The following is a 15,781-nucleotide window of genomic DNA, read 5'->3' on the forward strand; positions in this document are numbered from 1 at the left end:
GGCTTGCGGGAAAACCGGCTCCGTCTTGGTGGTGTGAATCAATCAGTGCTTCCCTTGCCTCGTTCAGCCGCTGCGGTGCCTGCGGAGGAAGCGCCGGTCCAGCCAGTGCTTCCAGGCCAGCACCCAGCGGCCACGAAACCAGGCCGACCCGTAAAGCGCCAGACCGGTTTCTCCGCCGAGGTTCAGGATGCTCAGGGCGCGGCGTTGGGGCCGGAACAGCCGCAACGGCCCACTGGTGCAACTCGCCAGCAGATTGTCCAGCAGCACCGGCCCCTGGCGCACGCCGTACACGCCGAGCTTGGGCAGCGGCCGCGACACTAGCCAGGCGCAGTCCCCGGCCGCGAACAGCCGCGACGTGGCCTGCGATTGCAGATGGTCGTTGACCGCCCAGCCCTGCTCCGGGTCGACCGGTGGTCGCGGGTGAACGTCGACCAGGTTGGCGCGCAGGCCGGTTGCGAGCACCACCAGCGCATCCTTCGTCTGACGCGCGTCGGCGGCATCGAGGCGCTCACCGAGACGCACCGCGCAGCCCCGCTCCTCCAGCCAGCGTCGCAGGAACCGAGCGGCACCGGGTGCGTGACCCGGCAGCAGACGTTCGCCGGCATGGACCAGCGACAACGTCGCGTTTCGATTCAGCCGTCGTGTCAACGTTGTCAGGTTCGCCGCAACCTCACAGCCCGTGGCCCCTCCGCCGACGATGGTGATGGACGACGGCGCGGACATCGCGGTGGATTCCAGCCGCTCCCGCAGCGCCCACAGCGCGTCCAGCGGCTTGACCGGATACAGGTTCGCCTCCGCACCGTCAGCCTGATCGATGCGGCTGCCGGTGTTCAGCGACAGCCAGTCGAACGTCCGGGATTCGCCGCTCACCAGTCGCACCACCCGCGCATCCGTATCGACGGCCGCGACCTCGCCTTCGACGAATTCTGCGCCCTGTGCATCGCAAAACGCGGCGATGTCCAGCGTGTCCTGTTCCGGCGCGTGGCGGCCGCCCAGCACACTGGTCGCCAAACCGGAATACCGGAACGCGCGCGGGGCGATCACGGTCAGCGTCGCGCCGATGTCCCGAAAACGGGCCGCATGACGGATGACATGCAAATGCGCGTGACCGGCGCCGACCAGCACAACACGCCGATCATTCATGACTTGCTCCGTCGGCCCGGAAAGGCCGCGCCGTCACGAATTCGCCATGAAACGCGTCTAGCCTCCGGCGCTCACGATCGGATTCTGTGCGGCGAGCGGCCGCATCGGGGTTAGAATCCGCGCGCGGGCAAGGGGCTTTTATGACGGATGCTGTGAATACGACCGGCGAAATACCGCGGGGTCGCTCCAATCTGCTGACCTGGGTGGCGATCGTCGGGTTCATCTACCTGTTGCTCGTCGCCGTGGCGATGATCGGCACCGGGTTCAAGACCGCGGCAAAGGACGACGCCGAAACGCTGTTCGCGTTCGCCACCAACCCCTTCCTGGGGCTGATCATCGGCTCGCTGGCCACGGCGCTGATCCAGAGCTCGTCCACCGTCACCTCGATCATTGTCGGCCTGGTCGCGGGCGGGATGCCCGTGTCGATCGCAATTCCCATGGTGATGGGCGCCAACATCGGCACCACCATCACCAACACGATCGTCAGTCTCGGTCATGTCCGTGACAAGCGCGAGTTCCGGCAGGCGTTCTCGGCCGCCACCGTGCATGATTTCTTCAACCTGTTCAGCGTCCTGGTGTTCCTGCCGCTGGAGATCATGACCGGTTTCCTCGAAAAGTCGGCTGGCGCGCTGGTCAGCCTGTTCGCCGGTGATGCCGATCTTTCGATCAAGGGACTGAACTTCATGAAGCCCCTGACCAAGCCGGGCGTGGACCTAGTCAAGGGTGGACTGCACGGCATGGGTCTGGACGACATGGTGACCGGCATCATCATGGTCATCGTGGGTATCGTGCTGATCCTGGTCGCGGTGATCCGCGTCGGCAAACTGCTGCGCTCGGTGCTGGTGGGTCGGGCCAAGAACATCCTCCATGCCGCCATCGGCAGCGGACCGCTGTCGGGTATCGGGTCCGGCACGCTGGTGACGGTGCTGGTCCAGTCCTCATCGACCACGACCAGCCTGATGGTGCCGCTGGCCGGCTCCGGTGTGTTCAACACGCGGGACATCTACCCGTTCACGCTGGGTGCCAACATCGGAACCTGCGTGACCGCCCTGCTTGCCGCGACCGCGGTTTCTGGCGACATGGCTGGCGCGGCGTTGCAGATCGCGCTGGTGCATCTGATCTACAACGTCACCGGCGTTCTGGTGATCTACCTGATCCCGATGTGGCTCAAGGCCACACGCATCACGGACTTTCCGATCTGGTGTTCCGAGACCCTGGCCGGGGTTGCCAGTGAACGCAAGTCCGTGGCCCTGAGTTACATCGTCGGCGTGTTCTTTCTGCTTCCGGGCCTGATGGTCTTCGCATTCAGGTAACGGCCCATGAATCAGACCCAGTACATCCAGGAACTCGAAACCCGCATCGACCGGGCGAAGCAGGTGCTGACCGACCTCAAGGCCGAACGTCGGGCGGCGCTGGAGCAGTTGCAGCACGCCGAGGTCGATCGCCTCGAGGAGCACCTCGCGTCGACGGAACACAAGCTGTCGGACCTCCGCGAAGCCAGTGCCGAAGCCTGGGAGGAGATCAAGGACGCGATCGAGAAGGCCTGGGGCGAATTGGCCGGCTGGATACACGAACGGATTGACCGGCGTTCACGCTGAGTCGCACCTACATCTTGTAGAGCTGCAACTGCTCGTCGGTCGCGCCGCCGCCCTCCACTTCCACCACGCCGCGTGCGGAGCCGCGCCGGCAGAAGAACAGGTATTCCGGCGCGCTCATCTTGGCGTGATGCTTGGCGTCCGCCGCCATCGTGGCGACATCGTGATGCGAATCGCATAGCGCCGGGTCCGGCTTGACGACCCCGATCGCCAGCCGCATCAGCGGGAAGATCGTTTCCTTGCCCGCCCGGTCCACCGCGAGAATGCCGTCCATGTCGACGTGAGATGGCTTGTAGAGCTTGCGCACACGTCGGCTGAAGCTGCTGGCGATCCGGCGCACGGTGGCCTCGAAATCCGGTGACCGACTGACCAGCACGAAGTCATCGCCTCCGATATGGCCGATGTAGTCCAGCCCGGGATCGACTTCCTCCACCAGAATCCGGGCGACGAGACGCAGTGCGTCATCGCCGATGGCGTAGCCGTAGACGTCGTTGAACGGCTTGAAGTTGTTCAGGTCGCAGTAGGCGACCCGAAACTCGGTGCCGGCATCCAGCAGCTCCTGGATCAGCTCCACGGTCGGGACATTGCCTGGCAGCAGCGTCAGCGGGTTGCTGTACTGCGCCGCACGGATCTGTGCTTCGCTGAGCCGTCGCATCAGGACGCGTGTCGGCACCACGCCGCGGTAGCAGCCGTCCTCGACAAGAATCGCGCAGGACGGCAGTACATCCTCGGTTCTGGAGGACAGGTGCCGGCAGGCTTCCTCGACGCTGGTGTCCAGCTCGAACACGGGCGCCAGATTGTCCAGAAAATCGCGAATCGGACGGCGCCCGTGCAATTCGCGGGTATAGCGACCGGAAAACCGGTCCAGAAGATTGACGCGGTTGACCGAGCCCAGCGGCTTGTCGCCCTCGATGACCGGAATGTCGGGTAACTCTTTCCACTCGCGGATGCGGTCCAGCACCGCCTCGGCCGTCTCATCGGGCGCGACTGTCGAACTGGCCTGGATCAATCGCGCCAGGGAATCATCCGGGTGTCGTTCCGCCGGCGGGCCGGGGTGCGTGAGTTCCCCGTCCTCTGCCTGGGTGTTTTCGAGGATGGCTTCGTATGTGGTCGACGTTCCGTCCATTGGTTTCCAGCGTCCGCATCGGCGCGTCACGTGGTTATCGGCCGGTTCCCGAAATTCTGAGTCACCGAGGCGGTGGCGCCCCTCGTCGCCGCGAGCCAGCCATGAAGTGTTTGAACTACCATTGCCGACAGTGCAGCTCGAAGGGCCGGTGTTTGCGAGGGGCGTTCGGCCCGACGAACGGCTGATATCCGACCCGCTGTCACCGCCTCGCCAAGTCGGTCTGGCATACAGGGCCGCGTCCACCACAAGGGAGATGATCCGTGACCGAAATCAACCCCGAAGCACCGGTGATGGTCACCGGCGCCAACGGCTACGTCGCCAGCTGGCTGGTTCACAAGCTGCTCAGCGAAGGACATACCGTGCATGCGGCCGTTCGCGATCCCGACAACACCGACAAGGTCGGCCCGCTGGTCGATGTCGCCGGAACTCTGCCGGGCACGCTCAAGCTGTTTCAGGCGGACCTGCTGAGCGATGGCGCCTACGATGCGGCCGCGGCCGGTTGCGAACTGATCTTCCACACGGCTTCGCCGTTCACGATGCAGACCCGCGACCCGCAGGCCGAGTTGGTGGAACCTGCCCTGCGCGGCACGCGCAACGTGCTCGAAACCGCCAGCCGGACGGATACGATCAAGCGCGTTGTCCTGACGAGCAGTTGCGCCGCGATTTACGGTGACAACATCGACTGTGAGGACAAGCCCGGCAAGACCCTGACCGAGGCGCACTGGAACACCAGCTCGTCGCTGGAGCACAACCCCTACCAGTACTCCAAGACCCTGGCCGAACAGGCCGCCTGGGAGATGGCCGACGCGCAGGATCGATGGGACCTGGTCGTGGTCAATCCGTCGCTGGTCATTGGCCCGGCGATCAACCCGAAGGCGACATCCGAGAGCTTCGCCATCGTCAAGCAGCTCGGCGACGGCAGCATGAAGCCGGGCGCGCCGCACCTGGGGCTCGGGGTCATCGATGTGCGGGATCTGGCGGAGGCGCATTACCGGGCCGGGTTCACGCCGGCCGCGCACGGTCGCAACATCGTCAGCGCGTGGAACACCAGCCTGCTGGGGCTGGCGGCCGCGCTGCGAGGCCGGTTCTCGAATTACCCGCTCCCCACGCGAACGCTGCCCAAGTTCCTCGTCTGGCTCGTCGGCCCCACGCAGGGACTGTCACGCAAGTTCGTCAGCCGCAACATTGGCTACGACCTCAAGGCCGATCACACGAAGGTCGTCAGCGAGCTGGGCATGAGCTTCCGCCCGCTGGAAGAATCGATTCAGGACATGTTCGCCTGGATGATCGACGTGGGCCGGCTGCGGGCGCGCAAATAGCGCTCGGTCAACCGATCAGCAGGACGTTGCCGAGCAGACCGAGCAGGAACCCCAGTACGGCGCCCATCGACGTGAGCGGATGACGGCGCATGCTGGCCTGCGGCGCGATGTCCTGGAAGATCAGATAGACGATGCCGCCGCTGGCGAAGGCCATTACGGAAGCCGTGATGGCCTTGCTGTCCTGGAGAAACGTGTAGCCAAGCCACGCGGCCGCCGGTCCGGTCAGGCTGGCGACGGCCAGCACGAGCAGCACCGAGCGCGGCCGCCGGCCGCTCGCGACCATCTCGCGAAACGCGTTGAACCCTTCCGGCAGGTTCTGGATTCCGATCAGTCCTGCGAGCAGATAACCGAGCTTGTGGTTGCCGATGAACACGGCGCCCAGCGACAGCGATTCCGGGGCGAAATCCATCATCATGGCCAGAAACTGGGCACGGGAACCGCCGGCGCGCGCGAGCGCGACGTCCAGCACCATGAACACCACGGCGCCGGCCAGGAACAGTACCGTCAGCAGCAATGGCTCCAGCGTCTTCGCCGCTTCGGGCACCAGCGCGAACGACACCGCCGCCAGCAGCGTGCCACCGCCGAAGGCGATCACGGCATGCACCAGCACCCGCTTGCCGGGCGTTTCGTCGCTGCCTTCCAGCCAGGCGATGGTGCCGCCCACCACCGCGGTGAGACCCGCCATCCAGGCGATCATCAGAACCAGCATCCCGCCGCTCATGCCACCTGTCCCGCGGCCCAACCGGAGGCCCAGGCCCACTGGAAGTTGTAGCCACCCAGCCAGCCGGTGACATCCACCACTTCGCCGATGAAGAACAGGCCGGGCACATCGCGGGTTTCCATGGTCCGTGACGACAAAGCCCGCGTATCCACGCCGCCCAGCGTGACCTCGGCCGTCCGATAGCCTTCCGTGCCCGACGGATGAAAGCGCATGGTCTGAAGATCGTCCTCGATCTGGTCCATCTGCGGTCTGGTCAGCTCCGCGACTGGCACGGTCGTGCCCACGCCCTCGCCCGCCCAGTTCGCGCACAGTCGGTCCGCCAGGCGCTGGCTGAACGTGTCGGACAGCGCGTTGCGCAGGCTTTTGCGCGGATGGTCCCGGCGCTGGCGCTCAAGCCATGCCCGCGGTGGCTCGTCCGGCATCCAGTTGACACGGATAGGCGCGCCGTCCGGCCAGTATGAAGACAGCTGCAGCATGGCCGGCCCGCTGAACCCGCGGTGCGTGACCAGCATCTGCTCGGTGAATGCCGGTCTGTCGACCGAATCATCGGCATCCACCGACACCGTTACCCGGGCGGAAATACCCGCCAGCTCCGACCACAGCGCAAGCACCGGCGGATGCAGCGTGAACGGCACCAGACCGGCGCGCAGCGGTAGTACCGGCAGGCCGAAGCGACCGGCGAGCCTGTGGCCGAAATCCGTGGCGCCCATCTTCGGTATGGACAGTCCTCCGGTGGCGATGACCAGACGCTCGGACCGGAAACGGCCCCGCGACGTCTCGATGCTGAACCCCGTGTCACGAGTGACGTCGTGCACCGAGCAGTCGGTCAGGATGTTGACACCAGCGGCCTGGGCATCGGCAACGAGCATCGCGACGATGTCCTTGGATGAGCGATCACAGAACAGTTGACCGGGGGTTTTCTCGTGCCAGGGGATGCCGTGTCGGTCGACGCGGGCGAGAAAGTCCCAGGGCGTGTATCGCGCCAATGCGGATTTGCAGAAATGCGGGTTGGTCGAAAGGAATCGCGTCGGCGTGGTCGCCAGATGCGTGAAATTGCAGCGGCCGCCACCCGACATCAGGATCTTCTTGCCGACCCGGTTGGCGTGCTCGACCACCAGCACGCGCCGCCCACGCTCACCGGCCGTGATCGCGCACATCAGCCCCGCGGCTCCGCCACCGAGGACGATGACATCATAGTGGGCGTTCGCGGAGGGTTCGGGCATGCATGGCGCCGTCTGGGTGGACGGGGCTCGCGTGGTTCGGAGAGGCTCCCAGTATCGCACCCGAATACAAAACGGCCGAGCACCAGGCTCGGCCGTCGAGCGGAACCGGTTGCCGGATCAGGCCGTCTGCGGCGCCAGATCGCTTGCCAGCCGCTCGCTGACCGCGGTGACCAGACGTGCATGCGCACGCTGGACCACGTCTTCCAGCGCCGGCACGTTGGCGAACTTGCGGCGTGCCAGCGTGCGCAACTGATCCAGCGTGGGCAGGTGCGGCAGCTCGATGTCGGCGAGATAGGCCTCGACGCTGTCTCGCGCCTGGCGGGCCCGTGCCTTCACCTCATCCATGTGATGGCTGTCCGCCCAGGCGGTACGGATACGCTGGCTCAGCTCGTCCACGCAGAATGCGGAGGCCAGATGGCCAGCGGTCTGATCGATGATTCGCGCCGTCGGCGCCTTGGTGCCGCGCAGTACCGATTGCGGCGGCTGGCGCAGATCCCAGACCAGGCCGAACTTCGACAGCACCCAGAGCACGTAGTAGGTCATGTCGATTTCATACCAGCGGAAGCCGGCACGAGCGGTGCTCGGGTAGTAGTGATGGTTGTTGTGCCAGCCCTCGCCCATCGCCAGCACGGCGAGTACCGCGTTGTTGCGGGAGTCGTCACCGGTCAGGAAGCGCTGGCGTCCGAACACGTGAGCCAGCGAATTGATCATGAAGGTGACGTGGTACACCAGCACCGTGCTGAGGCAGAAGCCGACGAACAGCGCGTCCCAGCCGCCGAGCAGATAACAGCCCAGGCCGAGGGCCATGCCGGGCAGATACTGGTTCTTCTCCAGCCAGCGCAGCTCCGGGTATTGGGCGAAATCGCGGATCAGGTTCATGTCCGCCTTGTGCCGGGGGCGGAAGATCCAGCCCATGTGCGCGCCCCAGAAGCCGTAGTGGCGAGGAGAATGGGCGTCGGCCGGCGTATCCGAGTCACGGTGGTGTTCGCGATGCTTGGCCGCCCACCACAGCGGACCGCGCTGCAGCGACATCGACCCCGCCAGGACGATCAGGAACTGCGTGACGCGACCGGCCTTGAAGCTGCGATGCGCCAGCAGACGGTGGTAGCCCGCGGTGATCCCGAATACGCGAATCACGTACAGGATGGCGCAGAGCACCACCGACTCGACAGTGAAACCCGTCCACAAGATGCCGAGACAGGCGATGTGAAGTCCGATGAACGGGATGATCGACGGCCGCAGGGATTCGCGTTCGCTTCGGGTGGCGCTGTCGGCGGGTTTCGTGGTCAGACTCGTCATGATCGATGGATCACCGGTTGGTTGCGGATGAGCGGATTATACAAGTGTATATACGCATGTCTATACGCCTGTATAATGCGCTTATTGACCGGAACCGGAACCCGCTGATGCACCCTGCCCGCGCTGTACAATCGTCGGACGCTCAGGCAGCGACCACGCGCAAGGCCTTGATCACCCGCCAGGACATCATCGACGCCGCGCTGCGGCTGGTCGGACCCCATCGCAGCGTGTCGACGCTAAGCCTGCGCGAGGTCACGCGGGAAGCCGGCATCGCGCCGAACAGCTTCTACCGTCACTTCCGCGACATGGACGAACTTGCCGTCGCGCTGATCGACATGGCCGGGCAAAGCCTGCGCCGAATCATCCGTGAAGCCCGCCTGCAGGTGTCCGCCACCCAGGAGGTCACGCGGCCGTCCGTGACGGTTTTCATGGACCAGCTGGCATCCGATGCCCGATTGCTGCACGTGCTGCTGTGCGAAGGCACCGTCGGTTCGGATTCCTACAAGCAGGCGGTGGACCGCGAACTGCGTTACTTCGAGGACGAACTTCGTGATGACCTCGTCAGGCTGACGCGGGAGCGCGGCCAGCAACTGACGCAACCGGCACTGGCCGCCAAGGCAATCACCCGGCTCGTGTTCGCCCTCGGCGGATCGGCCGTCGAGGCAGGTCCCGAGCAGCGCGAGGTGATCGCCGATCAGATGGTCACGATGATCCGGATGATCATCTTCGGCGCCCAGGCGATGGCTGCCGCGGAAGCCGAGGAATCAGTCGCCGCCGGCTAGCGGCCTTTCCACGCTGAAATCCCGGGCGAGCTCGACCCGGTTGCGCCCCTTGCGCTTGGCCTCGTAGAGCGCGGCATCCGCGGCAAGAATCGCCGTGTTCAGCGACAATCCGCTGGACGGACTGACGGCGATCACCCCGCCGCTGACGGTGACGTGATCGGCATGCGGCGACGGATGCCTGATCGCCAGCGACTCCACTGCGGCGCGGACGCGCTCGGCGAGCGTCATCGCGGCCTGTTCGTCCACATCCTCCCAGACCACGGCGAACTCCTCGCCGCCCAGCCGCGCGGCACTGTCCAGCGGGCGGCGCGTGTATTGCAGCAAACAGGCGCCGACACGTGACAGGCAGGCGTCCCCCGCCGGATGACCAAGCTCGTCGTTGTAGTCCTTGAACCAGTCGATGTCGAAGACCGCGACGGCGACCGACGTATTTTTCCGCCGGGCATGTCGCCAGCTTCTGTCGGCGTGGATGTCCAGCCCGTGCCGGTTGAGCAGTCCGGTCAGGCCGTCGTGTAGCGCCTGGTGGCGACGGATGCCGCGGTCGAGAAAATTGGTGCGGACGATGTATTCCTGCAGGTAGCCGGCCGTGCTCGCCAACGCTCCAACCCCGAGGTAGTTGTAGGTCTTTAGCGCGATGTCGCGCGGTGACACCTCCAAGAACCAGTATGTGGTGATCAATCCCGTTAGCCCGATCAACGCGAGGGCCTGTGCTTGGTAAAAGCGGAGTCCGAGCAGCAAAAAATTGAAGATCAGTACGAAGGTTAGCGTTTGGTAGCCGTAGGTGATTCCGTGGCGCGTGTAGACTGTTTCCAGCCAGTAGACCGCAAGAAACGCGCAGATCATCAGACCCACCGAGAGGCCGGGCAACCACCGTGCCGAGGGGTCGAGGCGCAGGTAGCCTCCACCGATGATCACCCCCACGGGAACGACGGCGGCGAACACAATCAAGAACACCTGCTGCACTTCCGATGGTGATCGCAGGAAAGCGAACTCGATGAACAACGCGAGACCGCACAACAGCAGTGCAGCGTATTGCGCCGCCATTGCGTGAAGACGCATAAAGCGGACGTAGTACTGGCGAAACGGACCTTCCAACGTGGCATCGAAAGTCAGCAGATAGTGCCCGCGGGCCTGCTGATCCTCCAGATCCTTGATACCGGGCTTATCGTGTTTCATCGCGTGGGTGAAACAGCCGCGAACCCCAAGAGCCGCGCGTTGTCATCCGGCACCGTGCCGACACCACGGTTAACCAACCCGTTTCACCTGTTCTCCCTGATCGCGCCATGGCTTCGCGAACGAAACCGGTTGGTCATTTTCGCGTGGGCCCGAAGGCAGCCGCAATGTCGACGATCATTCCTGCCCTACCTGTTGTCGGGAATCAGGATGCAGGCGCTGACTTACAGGTGCCCCGGATTGCGCAGATCCCGCTGGTCCGCCGGCGGTGGCGTCCATTGATAAATCCAGGTCTCGGTTACCGGGCGGCCATCGATGGCGAGATACAGCTTGAGGTTGATGGGGTCGGTCGATCCATCGGGAGGAACCACATCAAACATCGCCCGATAGCCGTCGATGGCGTGCTGCGGCCGAGCGGAGGTGATCTCGACGGTGCCGGAGGACGCCGTGATGACCGGCTCGACGGTGGTGTCCTGGCCCAGCATCGGGAATGGCCCGCCGGCGAAGTCCACGACAAAGCGCTGGCTGAAGTACTCGCGTCGCTGCCCGACCACGCCGCCCAGTCCGGTGAAGGTATCGACCACCCGAGCCTGGTTGCGCGGGACGACGCGCTGCGTGCCCCAGTGCAGCCGATAGCTGAACAGCAGCTCCCGCCCGGCTTCGACCGGCTCCGCCGGGTTCCAGAACGCGACGATATTGTCGAAGGTTTCGTCCAGCGTCGGGATCTCCACCAGCTGGACGCTGCCCTCGCCCCAGTCATGGGTCGGTTCCACCCAGACACCGGGCCGGCGATCGTAGAACACGCCGTCATCCTGGTAGTGGTCGAACTGCTGGTCGCGTTGCAGCAGACCGAAACCACGGGGGCTGGCGTCGGAATAGGCGTTGAAGCGGAGACTGGACGGGTTCGCCAGCGGACGCCAGATCCACTCCCCGCCGCCGGTGTGCATCAGCAGCCCGTCGGAATCATGAATCTCCGGGCGCCAGTCCCAGTCCGTGCGGCTGCTGTTCTCGCCGACCATGTACATGCTGGTCAGCGGGGCGACGCCGAGGCGGTCGATGGGCTGGCGTGGATAGATCGCGGCGTCGACTTTCATGGTTAGCGTCTCGCCCGGCGTGATGTCGAAGCGGTATGCGCCCGTCACGCTGGGCGAATCGAGCAAGGCGTAGACTGTGGCCGTGTCGCTGCCGGGCGCCGGGGTTTCCAGCCAGAAATGGGTGAACAGCGGGAATTCCTCGCCGTCCGGCATCGCGGTGTCCACCGCCAGGCCCCGCGCCGACATGCCGTACTGCATCTCCGCGCCAACCGCGCGGAAATAGCTGGCGCCAAGAAAGGCGACCACATCGCGCTGCCAGTCGGTATGGAACTGATAGCGGAAGCCGGCGAAACCCAGGTCCTTGGGGAGCTTGCGCGCGTTGACGCCGGATTTTCCGTAGTCAAAGAGATCACGGTCGTAAGCCAGCTCCCTGGCCTGCCCGTCTTCCAGCGCGTACATCGTGATCGGGGTCTGGAAGTAAAGCCCCAGGTGAAACAGCTCGCCACGGAACAGCGCGTCGGAGTCACGCCACAACGCATGCTCCTTGTCGTAACGAAGCTGCTGATAATCGTCCCAGCTCAGCGATTCCAGCTGTTCGGGCACTTCCCCTTCATGCGATTGGTATGGCTGCTGGGCGAGCGTGCGGGCGTGTCCCTTGAGCCAGGCGTAGTCGAAGCTCTGCGGCTTGCCGATCGTCTGCGCGGCGGGTGCCGCTTGCGTCAGCAGCAGACCGGCGGCCGCAAGCGCGCCCAACAGAGTCCGGCCACGCCGGTTGGTGAGAAGCGTCGTTGTCATGCGTTCTTCCTTGAACACGTGCCGGATCAACGGGCGAAACCCACGTCCGGCGATCGGATGGGTTGCTACAACAGTCCTCACCGGCCGCCGAAAGTTCCGAAGCAGCGTCCGACGCTTGCGACCCGGAGGCTCGTATCGCGACGTGACGGGGTTCACCAAAATGCAGCACCCGCGGGCATGACACCCCTGATTGGGGGGTATGGCGAACCCCCGGAACACGGGACGCTCCCGCTCGCAATTACGCGCGTTTGACGAGAGGGAGTGTGCTCATGAACAAGTTAATGATGACGACGGCGGCCGTGATGGTCGCGATGTCGCTGGCGGCCTGCAGCGACGATGATGAGGATGACAACAGCGGAGGCGGCGACCCGGTCACCGGTTCGGCGGATCTGAGTGATCCGGCTACCGTGCGTGCGCAGGTCGGCAGCCTGGCGCAGTTGATCAGCGGCATCGACTCGCTCGGGTCGACCATCGGGGTCGACGCCCGGCGCAAGACGGTGGAAGACGGCGAATGCGATTCCGGTTCTGTCATGGATGTCAGCGAATCCGGCAAGGACGTCGGCTCGCCGTTCACGTCGATGACCTTCGACGTCTCCGGTGAAGTCGCCGACGACTGCCGCCTGGAGGGCAATCTCGACGGTGGCGAAACCCCCAACGACTACATCGTGATCGACGGCCGCTCCGAGGCAGGTCAGGTAGTCGATGGCGACGCCTCGGTGTTCTACGCATCGATCGGCGAATCCACGAGCGCGCCCTACGGGTTCACCTATCACCTGGACACCGAGCAGCAGGGTACGACCGTGGTGCTGGACATCGACTACGGCTTCTTCGTCCGGGTGGACGAATCCGAGGACGCGGTGGCCGGCGAATACGATCAGCGTCTGCAATTCAACTTCGACGGCGACTACGACGTGGACACCACCGCCAACGGGCAGAACGTGAGCTCCTCCGGCACGTTCAACAGTTTCCTCGGCAACACGGACGCGCCGTTCCGGCTGTTCACCGATGCCAGCGGCAGCTACATCGACGGACCGTTCGGCTTTGCGATCACCCCGGAAATTCCGGGTTCCGGCTGCGCCAACGCCCAGTCGGAAATCGCGACTACCGACGCTCTGATGGAGTCGGCCGATGGCAGCCTCAGCCCGTTCGTCGGCGGTACCATCGAGATCAGTAGTGGCGGCTCCACGGCGACGGTGACCTTCAACAGCGACGATACCGTCACGCTGACGCCGGATGGCGGCAGTGCGGAAACCGTGGACTACACCGAACTGCTTGGCGCGGCCGGTGCATGTTCCGGCTTTGCCTTCGCCGGCATCGCCTTCCTCGGAGCGCTGTAGGAAACCCGGTGTTTCCCTGAACCTTTTCGGTTCGCGCCCCGGTCTGCGTGTGCAGCCCGGGGCGTTTTTGTTCTTGGAGCCGGGCCGGCCGGATTGCCTTGATAAGATGCCTCGCCATGGAAACCCCGGACCCGCAAGCCACGCAGGAGTCGCCGCCACGAACGCGGTTGCGCCGCTGGCTGAAGCCGCTGCTGGCCGCCGGGTTCCTGTTCTTCTTGTTCAAGGGGCTCGCGTGGCTGGCGGTGCTCGCCGGTGCCGTGTTCTTCACCACCCGCTAGCCGGATACCCGACGGATCAGGCCATCGGCAACCGGTCGATCGCCGTGACCACCCTGGCCAGTTGCAGCAGATGCGAGCTCACCGCGGGTTTCCCGCTGGTCAGCAGGCTGACGGCCAGATCGCGTTTCGGATCGGCCCAGCAGAGAATGTTGATGAAGCCCAGGTGCCCGAAGCTGGCACTGCTGTTGCGCCCGTACAGGCCGACCGGCGAATCGCCCAGCAGCAGGCCTTCGGAGAAGCGCACCGGAACGACCAGCGTCTTGTCGAGTTGCCGGCCGCCTACGGGCATGCGCAGGCGCTGTGCGGTTTCCGGCTTCAGTACTTGCGTCCCCTGCCACGCCCCGTCCTGCAGCAGCATGGTCAGGAAGCGGCACATCTCGTCGGCGGTGGCGACGATGTTGCCCGCCGGGATCACCGCCTCCATGAACCGCGGGTCGGTGGAGATCGACGGCACCGTCTGGAACGGTACGCCCAGCGCGCGTTTGGCGATCATGCCGATCAGCTTCGGCGGCACCGGGCCGGTGAAGGTGTCCTGCGCCAGTTCATGGCGGTGCGCCGCATCCAGGCCATAGCTGAAGTAACGCAGGCCCAGGGGTGTGCGCAGCAGTTCGTCCAGCAGCGGTCGTAGCTCCCGGCCGGTGGTGCGACGAGCCACCTCGCCCAGGATGAACCCGCCTGTGATCGCGTGGTAGGCAACCTGCTTGCCGCCATGATGCAGCGGCTTGGCGCGGCAGAGCAGGTCCACCGCGGCATCCCAGTCGAACAGGATGTCGGGATCGGGCCTGCGCATCGGGATGCGGGGAATGCCGGCCCGGTGCGCCAGCAACTCCGACACGGTCACGCGGTGTTTGCCGCGGGCGCCGAACTCCGGCAGGTACTCGGCGATCGGCGCTTCCAGACTCAGATGCCCCCGCTCCGCGAGCTGATGGATCAGCACCGCGGTCACGGCCTTGGACGCGGAGAACAGGCAGACCGGTGTGTCCGGCGTGCCGACCACGGCCCGCCCGTCGTCCGGGTCGGTCGGCGCGTTGCCTCGCACATGGCCGATGGAGCGCTTGATCAGGCACTGGCCGTTGCGCCATAGACCCAGGGAGATGAACGGCTGCGTACCGCCCCGGTAGAGGTGCTCGATGCTGGACCAGATGCGTCGAATGTCCTTCTCGGCGACGCCGAGCGACGCCGGATCCGCTTCAGCACCGCTGTCGATGCGCGTCACCGTCGACAGGTCACGCGGGACTCGAATGAGATTGCGTCGTCGTCCGAACATGGGAATGGTCTTGCCGAGATCAGCAGCGGATCATACACAGCGGAACGCTGCGGTGAGGGATCACCGGTCCCGAACGGTCGTCGCGCGCCTCCTGAACGAAGACGCCCCGTCGTGCGGGGCGTCCAGGTCACAGATTGTATGGTGGGTCGTGTTGGATTCGAACCAACGACCAGCGAGTTAAAAGCCCGATGCTCTACCAACTGAGCTAACGACCCATTCGGAGCGACAAGGCGCCCGGTCCGCGCGGTTTGAAAGCGGTGTGGCCGACGAGGCGCATCAGGTTGACGACACTGCGGCCCGCCAGCGGAGGCGCATTCTACCCGCTCGCGTCGGGCTGGTACAGCGTGGGATCGTCGACGCCGGCCTGGGCGAAGCCGTCGCGCCGGATCCGGCAGGAGTCGCAGCGTCCGCAGGCACGACCGGCGGCATCGGCCTGGTAGCAGGACACCGTCATGGCGTAGTCCACGCCCAACGCCAGCCCGCGGCGGATGATGTCCGCCTTGCTCAGGTGGATCAGCGGTGCGTGGATGTTGAGCCCCTGCCCGCTTTCCACACCCTGCCTGGTCGCCAGCCGCGACAGTTCGGAAAATGCATCGATGAATTCGGGCCGACAGTCCGGGTAACCGGAGTAATCCACCGCGTTGACGCCCAGGAACAGATTCCCGGCGCCCAGCACCTCCACGTAGCCC

The 15,781-nt window shown here is 65.1% G+C and carries 15 protein-coding genes and 1 tRNA gene; 6 read left to right on the forward strand and 10 right to left on the reverse strand.

Annotated features, from left to right (window positions below; translation table 11 throughout):
• Window positions 1-63 precede the first annotated feature (63 nt).
• Window positions 64-1,143 (reverse strand): FAD-dependent oxidoreductase, encoded by a 1,080-nt coding sequence (locus ABNS06_RS11605; protein WP_348674762.1) that lies wholly within the window; start codon window positions 1,141-1,143, stop codon window positions 64-66.
• Window positions 1,144-1,295: 152 nt separating this feature from the next.
• On the opposite strand from ABNS06_RS11605, the gene ABNS06_RS11610 reads away from it, so the two are divergent.
• Together ABNS06_RS11610 and ABNS06_RS11615 are read left to right on the forward strand one after the other, a co-directional pair.
• A complete protein-coding gene (locus ABNS06_RS11610) occupies window positions 1,296-2,456 on the forward strand; it encodes a Na/Pi symporter (protein ID WP_348674763.1) in 1,161 nt (386 codons plus the stop codon).
• Window positions 2,457-2,462: 6 nt separating this feature from the next.
• Window positions 2,463-2,741, forward strand: coding sequence for a hypothetical protein (locus ABNS06_RS11615; RefSeq protein ID WP_348674764.1), 279 nt, complete (start codon window positions 2,463-2,465; stop codon window positions 2,739-2,741).
• A gap of 7 nt (window positions 2,742-2,748) precedes the next feature.
• On the opposite strand, the gene ABNS06_RS11620 is transcribed toward ABNS06_RS11615, so the two are convergent.
• Window positions 2,749-3,864 (reverse strand): GGDEF domain-containing protein, encoded by a 1,116-nt coding sequence (locus tag ABNS06_RS11620; RefSeq protein ID WP_348674765.1) that lies wholly within the window; start codon window positions 3,862-3,864, stop codon window positions 2,749-2,751.
• A 260-nt stretch (window positions 3,865-4,124) separates the two neighbouring features.
• On the opposite strand from ABNS06_RS11620, the gene ABNS06_RS11625 reads away from it, so the two are divergent.
• On the forward strand, window positions 4,125-5,183 hold the full coding sequence (locus ABNS06_RS11625) for an NAD-dependent epimerase/dehydratase family protein (protein ID WP_348674766.1): 1,059 nt from the start codon (window positions 4,125-4,127) through the stop codon (window positions 5,181-5,183).
• Between the two features lie 7 nt (window positions 5,184-5,190).
• Here ABNS06_RS11625 and ABNS06_RS11630 read toward each other — a convergent pair whose 3' ends face one another.
• From ABNS06_RS11630 to ABNS06_RS11640, 3 genes are all read right to left on the reverse strand, one after another.
• Window positions 5,191-5,904 (reverse strand): divalent cation transporter, encoded by a 714-nt coding sequence (locus ABNS06_RS11630; protein WP_348674767.1) that lies wholly within the window; start codon window positions 5,902-5,904, stop codon window positions 5,191-5,193.
• Window positions 5,901-7,127 (reverse strand): NAD(P)/FAD-dependent oxidoreductase, encoded by a 1,227-nt coding sequence (locus tag ABNS06_RS11635; protein WP_348674768.1) that lies wholly within the window; start codon window positions 7,125-7,127, stop codon window positions 5,901-5,903. Before ABNS06_RS11635 ends, ABNS06_RS11630 begins: the two co-directional genes overlap by 4 nt.
• Before the next feature lie 117 nt (window positions 7,128-7,244).
• Complete coding sequence (locus ABNS06_RS11640) at window positions 7,245-8,426, reverse strand: fatty acid desaturase (RefSeq protein ID WP_348674769.1); 1,182 nt, start codon at window positions 8,424-8,426, stop codon at window positions 7,245-7,247.
• Window positions 8,427-8,533: 107 nt separating this feature from the next.
• On the opposite strand from ABNS06_RS11640, the gene fabR reads away from it, so the two are divergent.
• Window positions 8,534-9,208, forward strand: a complete 675-nt coding sequence (gene fabR / locus ABNS06_RS11645; protein WP_348674770.1) for an HTH-type transcriptional repressor FabR — start codon at window positions 8,534-8,536, stop codon at window positions 9,206-9,208.
• On the opposite strand, the gene ABNS06_RS11650 is transcribed toward fabR, so the two are convergent.
• The gene (locus tag ABNS06_RS11650) at window positions 9,191-10,384 is read right to left on the reverse strand and encodes a GGDEF domain-containing protein (RefSeq protein WP_348674771.1); all 1,194 of its coding nucleotides are present in this window, start codon (window positions 10,382-10,384) and stop codon (window positions 9,191-9,193) included. The two genes, fabR and ABNS06_RS11650, sit on opposite strands and share 18 nt — an antisense overlap.
• 221 nt (window positions 10,385-10,605) lie before the next feature.
• Window positions 10,606-12,210, reverse strand: coding sequence for a glucan biosynthesis protein D (locus tag ABNS06_RS11655; protein WP_348674772.1), 1,605 nt, complete (start codon window positions 12,208-12,210; stop codon window positions 10,606-10,608).
• Between the two features lie 269 nt (window positions 12,211-12,479).
• Here ABNS06_RS11655 and ABNS06_RS11660 point away from each other — a divergent pair, with 269 nt between their 5' ends.
• On the forward strand, window positions 12,480-13,547 hold the full coding sequence (locus tag ABNS06_RS11660) for a hypothetical protein (RefSeq protein ID WP_348674773.1): 1,068 nt from the start codon (window positions 12,480-12,482) through the stop codon (window positions 13,545-13,547).
• A 116-nt stretch (window positions 13,548-13,663) separates the two neighbouring features.
• A complete protein-coding gene (locus ABNS06_RS11665) occupies window positions 13,664-13,825 on the forward strand; it encodes a hypothetical protein (RefSeq protein WP_348674774.1) in 162 nt (53 codons plus the stop codon).
• Window positions 13,826-13,841: 16 nt separating this feature from the next.
• Here the strand turns inward: ABNS06_RS11665 and ABNS06_RS11670 are convergent, their stop codons facing one another.
• From ABNS06_RS11670 to ABNS06_RS11680, 3 genes are all read right to left on the reverse strand, one after another.
• Complete coding sequence (locus ABNS06_RS11670; RefSeq protein ID WP_348674775.1) at window positions 13,842-15,092, reverse strand: serine hydrolase domain-containing protein; 1,251 nt, start codon at window positions 15,090-15,092, stop codon at window positions 13,842-13,844.
• A gap of 139 nt (window positions 15,093-15,231) precedes the next feature.
• Window positions 15,232-15,307: transfer RNA gene (locus tag ABNS06_RS11675), tRNA-Lys, on the reverse strand.
• Between the two features lie 101 nt (window positions 15,308-15,408).
• Window positions 15,409-15,781 (reverse strand): 7-cyano-7-deazaguanine synthase (locus ABNS06_RS11680; protein ID WP_348674776.1); only part of this gene is annotated, 373 nt, incomplete at its 5' end.

This window comes from uncultured Abyssibacter sp. (genome assembly GCF_964000955.1).
Lineage (GTDB): Bacteria > Pseudomonadota > Gammaproteobacteria > Nevskiales > OUC007 > Abyssibacter.

Excerpts from the sequence above, each read along its gene's own strand:
- ABNS06_RS11605 (WP_348674762.1), bottom strand. The coding sequence starts at position 1,143 with ATGAATGATCGGCGTGTTGTGCTGGTCGGCGCCGGTCACGCGCATTTG.
- ABNS06_RS11615 (WP_348674764.1), top strand. The coding sequence starts at position 2,463 with ATGAATCAGACCCAGTACATCCAGGAACTCGAAACCCGCATCGACCGG.
- ABNS06_RS11620 (WP_348674765.1), bottom strand. The coding sequence starts at position 3,864 with ATGGACGGAACGTCGACCACATACGAAGCCATCCTCGAAAACACCCAG.
- ABNS06_RS11630 (WP_348674767.1), bottom strand. The coding sequence starts at position 5,904 with ATGAGCGGCGGGATGCTGGTTCTGATGATCGCCTGGATGGCGGGTCTC.
- ABNS06_RS11635 (WP_348674768.1), bottom strand. The coding sequence starts at position 7,127 with ATGCCCGAACCCTCCGCGAACGCCCACTATGATGTCATCGTCCTCGGT.
- ABNS06_RS11640 (WP_348674769.1), bottom strand. The coding sequence starts at position 8,426 with ATGACGAGTCTGACCACGAAACCCGCCGACAGCGCCACCCGAAGCGAA.
- fabR (WP_348674770.1), top strand. The coding sequence starts at position 8,534 with ATGCACCCTGCCCGCGCTGTACAATCGTCGGACGCTCAGGCAGCGACC.
- ABNS06_RS11650 (WP_348674771.1), bottom strand. The coding sequence starts at position 10,384 with ATGAAACACGATAAGCCCGGTATCAAGGATCTGGAGGATCAGCAGGCC.
- ABNS06_RS11655 (WP_348674772.1), bottom strand. The coding sequence starts at position 12,210 with ATGACAACGACGCTTCTCACCAACCGGCGTGGCCGGACTCTGTTGGGC.
- ABNS06_RS11660 (WP_348674773.1), top strand. The coding sequence starts at position 12,480 with ATGAACAAGTTAATGATGACGACGGCGGCCGTGATGGTCGCGATGTCG.
- ABNS06_RS11665 (WP_348674774.1), top strand. The coding sequence starts at position 13,664 with ATGGAAACCCCGGACCCGCAAGCCACGCAGGAGTCGCCGCCACGAACG.
- ABNS06_RS11670 (WP_348674775.1), bottom strand. The coding sequence starts at position 15,092 with ATGTTCGGACGACGACGCAATCTCATTCGAGTCCCGCGTGACCTGTCG.